The organism is Prevotellamassilia timonensis (genome assembly GCF_900106785.1).
GTDB lineage: Bacteria > Bacteroidota > Bacteroidia > Bacteroidales > Bacteroidaceae > Alloprevotella > Alloprevotella timonensis.
This window is the reverse complement of the sequence record NZ_LT629829.1, coordinates 1-5,636: the sequence shown is the minus strand read 5'-3', so window position 1 is coordinate 5,636 and position 5,636 is coordinate 1. Positions and strand designations below refer to the sequence as shown.

The window sequence follows — 5,636 nt, the reverse complement described above, 5'->3', positions numbered from 1 at the left end:
AGTGATGACTTCTGCATCAGACATCATACGCTTGCGGTGCCTTTTGGGCGCATTATCACTATCTGGAAGTACTTTTTTTGCGAATTCTTTCTCAAGTTCTTTGCAAAAGTCGTCTGCGATGCAGAAATAATTTTGTCCTTGCTAATCATTAGTAATTTGTTTTTTGTTTCACTATAAAGTTACTAATAATCAATGAATTAGCAAAGGGTAAAGCGAACTATTTTGGCTCGTTTTACCCTAATTTTTTACGCAATCCTTATCCCGAACTCGCGTTGTTATGCCTTATCGCTTGCAAGGTCGAGGCTCTGATTACTACCGCATCTATGGTGAGAAAGACGGAACGACTAAAGAATATCATCATGATATTGCTTTTGATGAACTGGCGATGTTCTTGACTTAATGATAGAGACAGGAGGTATGAGCAAGGAAGAGTACCAAGCAAAGGTAAAAAGTTAGTGTTTAACACGAGGAGTTTATCTTTATCCTAATTGTTTTATACTAACTTTGTACCAATAATAGGATATAACGCTACATCGTGCTACAAGACGCTACAAGTAGGCTACATATTTCAATGCCTATAAAAGTTATGTAACATCTTGAAAATCAATATTGCTACATGAAGATACAACTTTCAGAGTCATATTTGACTTATAGGCATTTGAATAATAATGGTAAGATAGTGGTCATGGTGTAGTATTATCCCCCCTTTCATAATGGCAATTCATAAGCATAATACAAAGGCAATGAGATGATAAACAGAAAACAATGGCAACCGACTTATTTAAAAGTAAGAAGCGAGTGTCGTAATACCATAATCTCCTCAAAGATTTGAGGCGTGGAGTAGGAAATATAGTCGATCGTTTTCTTAAAATAGTTAAACCGCGTAACAAAAGTCATTCATACACAGTGTTTTAAGACGTTTTGTCTTGCGCCAGTTCTGCGCCATTTTTCGTGCAAAACAAGCGAAAATGCCTAAAGACGGCACTTGAATATCAACGAGTTACAGAAGATGGTAGAGTGGTATAAAATCCCTCTCTCTCCGCAACAGAGTCCTGTAAGTCGAAAGATTTACAGGACTTATTCTTTTTAGTTTGCAGGGAGTTGAGGTCTTCATATATCTTGGCTCAACAGATGAAACTTACCTCTTCTACATTTTATCTATCATTTCATACAAGTCTTACGTAATGATTATTCCATGTAGAAATTCCATCTTAACTTTGCTTAATAAAAGGAAATGAAGTAATCAAAGTTATTGGAGTAGAGTTTGGAATTGGCTTCACCACGGCATAGCGCCTATATTGGTTACAAGAACACGATAAGCACAAGATATACAATAAACCATACATCTTGTACAAGCAACTCCAGAATGTTTCTCGCTTCAGGATAGTCACTTTACCTTTGCATTGTCAATAAGATAAAACAATCTAAAATAATAAAGACGATGAAGAAGTTAATGATTGTGCTGATGATGGTTGTAGCAACCAGCACAGCAAGTTTTGCAAAGGATGGTGACGACCATGTACAGACTACAGCCAAGGAAGTGGCACAGAAAGTGAATGACGTTCCTTCGAACACTAATTCTTTATAGATATGAAAACAATAGTGTTTATCGTTATAGCAATTCCGGCAATTTTGATTGCTCTTCTTATTCTAAAGGGCATAAACCATTTGGTTTTTTACCATTGGCTTGGAAAGAAGAATAAGAAGTTCCGTACATTTGCCGACTGTTCAGGCTCTTGGTTGTTATGTTCGTTGATGCTTCCTCGTAAGATGAAGAGGTATGGCATGAGATATTGGTGGATTGGAATTCCGTTGATGTTTATATCGCCTGTTGCGTTGTTAACATATACAACCGTCTACATTGCCGAGGACGAATTTTTCCCTTCTTCTTTAAGCGAAGATAAGATACCATATAAGACTCGTGATGACATCGTTGCAATAACCGGGCTCGATGACTTTCCGGCATTCACCTACAGAAATAATGTAGTGACCTACGATCTGTGGGAGGGACATCGTACTTATATCTATTATGATTTTGACAAACCCCTGTCGGAAGAATACATTCATAAACTGAAAAGTTTATGCTATTCAAAAGATAATGTGTTCTGGACCAACAAAGGTGACACTTGTATTTCTTTCAGAAGGGCTTGGGATAGTGAGTATATGAAATCACCTGTTAAGAGTGTAAGCTACGAACCACTTTTTGATATGGAAATCACCAAGCAAGGATTTATAATACATCCCAGTGACGGAGGCACAGCCTTTGAACTTGAGGAATTTGCCAATCGTAAAGTGCTTAGTAAAAAAACAGGAGTATCTTTACCACCATATCAATTGGTGGATTTCTCTTGTCAATCTGGACCACCTGAAAGTTATGGCCTATATGTACTGTTGCTTGATAAAAAAATCTCAAAGGATTTTATCCAACAGATTGAGGCTTCCCCAAAATGGAAGAAAAATGACAATGGAATGTATGAATGTCAGTATCCAACATCAGAAAGTTATGGCGTATGCATTACTATAGACAAAAATAGTCGGGTAGTCTACTGCGAATATGGACAATGGATAGGACATTTCAATTAATGGTGTATTTTCACTTAAATACAAAATATTCTTTCGTTGATGACAATGAATAAGAAACGAATTTTGAAAGTGTTGTTAGTGATCTTGTTGCTAATAGCTTGCATTCCATTTGTTCCACCTATATACAATAGGTTCACGAAACCATTGTATAATAATTACATCGATGCCAAACTTTGGTATGACAAGGTGGATTGTGAGGACCTTTCTCAAGTAAGGGACTATTGCGACAGACAAGGGTATAGTACAGATTATTATATCCTGGTAGATTTCTCCATACCTTCGGGCAAAAAGCGGTTCTTCATATACGACTTGCAGCATGGCAAGCGCGTGATGAGCAGCTATTGTATGCACGGCAGTGGCAAGGGGAACACAGATGCCACTCCAAAGTTCAGCAATGAGTTTGGCAGCGGGTGCTCGAGCCTGGGACGTTACGTGATGGTAGGAAAAGGTTACAAGTTTAAGAATAGCGTCCGCCTAAGGGGGCTTGACAGAACGAACTATCTTGCCGAGCCACGTGGCATCTTGATTCATTCGGCAGGAAAGGTGACGAGATTTTCGGGTGAAAGGGACTATATCCCGATAGGTTCAGAGAGTCGTGGTTGTTTCACGGTGTCGCGGGACTGTGTGGCTAAAGTGATGGAGATCTATCGTGGAGCATCAAAGCAAAGGCCTGTGATGGTTTATGCTAAATATAAGTGATTATTGCTGTCGGGTAAAACGCCAAAGAAGAAATGTATCCTCCCATCGCCCCTTAAAAATAGGACTTCGCGGAGGATACATTTCTTCTTTGGCGTTTTACCAAATAGCAATAGTTTACTTTATGTAGCTAATCATTATTTGATACTAAGCAGCATCGGCTCTGCTCCAACAAATAGAACTTGCAAAATAAGTTTCTCTCGTTCACATGATGCGCTGTTTACATTGTTTCAATTCGGTCATGCCATAGTGCAAATTCCTTTCTCATGTTTTCTGCAACCGTTTTTAAGGACTTTGTAGGTTTGTCATTATCATAAATATCAATAAGGTCGCGAAGAAAAACGAATACTGAGATAAAGCAATGACTTACCGGCCATTTTCCAGACGGGTGACTCACATAATATGCAGGTATGTTGTATAACCGTCCTATTTCCAAGGGGAGTTTGTCAAAAACCTTTATATGTTCAAAATGTAGTCTCAGGTTATTATCAGCATATTTGTCAAGTAAGCCAAAGGCATTACCACCGAGAAATACAACTTTCTCAGGCTTTAAGATAGAGATGAGTTCAAGCGTAGATTTTACTCCCTCGTCTCGCAATTCGGCTTTCAAGTCAGTAAAACCTTTGTCTGATTGAAATGGTGTCAGATTAGTCCACACCACTTTATGATCATTGTCTATCGTGTCTACATGTTTAGAGGCATCATAGCCCATAAAGAATCTTGCACCATTCGTAAACTTCCACACATTCTTATCTCCGCAAAATCTTTGCCCCCAACATTCATTACCTGCAAGAAAATTATCCAAGGTGCGGTTTGTAACTCCTTTGTTGCCTCCTTTGGGATTAATGCCGACAAACATTATGTCGATCCTATCTCCGACCAAGTTCAATGGAGATTGGGTGTAATATGGAACTTCATATTTTGCAGAAAGTTCGTTGAAACGTTCAACCCATTTCTCCCCCCATTCTTTGATTCTGATATTTGTCATACCTGTCCTATTTGTAATTCGACGGCTTCCCTGTGCTTCTGGCAATGCTGAGATTGCCGACTTGTGCAAGTATTATTCACAGCAGTGCTCTTAAAAAAGTCCGTAGCTTGTCCGATGTATATAAATAAAAATCAGCGTAACTTATTGTTTTACAACTCGTTACGCTGATTTTGGCGGAGAGAGAGGTTTCTGAACTTGTCAGCCTATTCTCTCTGTATATCAGCGTTATAACATCAAGGTAAAGAACAAATGTAGCAAAATTGTAGCACATTTCTGAAGGCTTTTTGAAACCCTTTTGAATGCCTATGCCATCATTTTATCACGGTTCAAAGATACTAAAAAACGAACACATTGCCAAATGCTTTATAATAAATATTTTCAGCCACTCCACTGCTACACTTTTTAGTGCAAGGTGCGAGCCTATTTATATATATAGGCTTGCACCTTGCACTAACGGAGACTGTGTGTGGCATTGCACCAATGACTACATTCACAAACAACATCTTACTACCAAAAACTTATATCAGTCATTTCCCGGTTATGGCGAATCATTTGAAACCATACAATATCTGTATTATTCGGAAGGCTTTGCCGAAGAAATCATGTAGATGTTTGTGAAAAGGCTTTCTTGAGACATTTATGCTTTTCAAAATATAGTTTATACAGGCCTTACCTATTGACTATCTCCTATTCGGAAATAGTTGAAGGTAAATTAGTGCCATTAGCTCCTATAGTGATGCTAATGGCACTTTTTGACGCCAATTCACTACTGTTCCTGTTGATTTTATGTCTCTTATATTATTTCCCTGAATTTTTTGTTGAACTTGCTTCTACGGAAATATTTTGTGCCCAAGAGACAAGAATTTGCTTGTTTGGGAAAGATAATTGCCGCTTAGAAGCTACTAACTTTATATTTATGGAAAATATAGGAACAATGCTAAGAAAGCAACGTGAATTGAAAGGTTTTTCACAAGAGTATGTAGCTGGTTTAGTGGGCATTAGTGCCTCTGTAATTTCAAAGATTGAGACCGGTAAAACCAAGGCAAGATTTGATGTAATCAACAACATTTGCAAGGCTTTGGACATGAATTGGTACGATTTACTTTCCCCAGAGGAAAGACGCAGTAAAGAAGACTGCCGGATCAACCTCAATATCAACGTTTCCAGCCCGCAACAGCTGAAAGAATACCTTGACATATTGGGAAAAGACAATCTGCAAATCAAGAACCTAAAGAACAAATAGTGGCGCACCCGACAAACCCTGTGGAGTAGGCCGTGCAGATGCTAACCCAAAACTGTTGCTAAACGATACATGAAGAATGGTATGTCTATGACTCCTTTTACTTGTGCACGAAAGCATTTGATCTTT

5 protein-coding genes and 1 pseudogene are annotated in these 5,636 nt (G+C 38.5%); 4 read left to right on the top strand and 2 right to left on the bottom strand.

From position 1 onward, the window contains the following. A pseudogene (locus BQ5453_RS14755) lies at window positions 1-120 on the bottom strand (IS982 family transposase); the annotation flags it as partial. Window positions 121-1,441: 1,321 nt separating this feature from the next. On the opposite strand from BQ5453_RS14755, the gene BQ5453_RS14235 reads away from it, so the two are divergent. From BQ5453_RS14235 to BQ5453_RS00020, 3 genes are all read left to right on the top strand, one after another. Beyond that, window positions 1,442-1,588, top strand: coding sequence for a hypothetical protein (locus tag BQ5453_RS14235; RefSeq protein ID WP_154668722.1), 147 nt, complete (start codon window positions 1,442-1,444; stop codon window positions 1,586-1,588). 2 nt (window positions 1,589-1,590) lie between these two features. Continuing rightward, window positions 1,591-2,583: a hypothetical protein gene (locus BQ5453_RS00025; protein WP_071121617.1), complete on the top strand. Its 993-nt coding sequence runs from the start codon at window positions 1,591-1,593 to the stop codon at window positions 2,581-2,583. 144 nt (window positions 2,584-2,727) lie between these two features. Then, window positions 2,728-3,282: a murein L,D-transpeptidase catalytic domain-containing protein gene (locus BQ5453_RS00020; RefSeq protein ID WP_161942386.1), complete on the top strand. Its 555-nt coding sequence runs from the start codon at window positions 2,728-2,730 to the stop codon at window positions 3,280-3,282. Between the two features lie 217 nt (window positions 3,283-3,499). Here the strand turns inward: BQ5453_RS00020 and BQ5453_RS00015 are convergent, their stop codons facing one another. Next, window positions 3,500-4,267 (bottom strand): uracil-DNA glycosylase family protein, encoded by a 768-nt coding sequence (locus BQ5453_RS00015; RefSeq protein WP_071121615.1) that lies wholly within the window; start codon window positions 4,265-4,267, stop codon window positions 3,500-3,502. Between the two features lie 676 nt (window positions 4,268-4,943). Here BQ5453_RS00015 and BQ5453_RS00005 point away from each other — a divergent pair. Further along, window positions 4,944-5,510 (top strand): helix-turn-helix domain-containing protein, encoded by a 567-nt coding sequence (locus tag BQ5453_RS00005; RefSeq protein WP_071121613.1) that lies wholly within the window; start codon window positions 4,944-4,946, stop codon window positions 5,508-5,510. The last annotated feature ends 126 nt before the right edge of the window (window positions 5,511-5,636 follow it).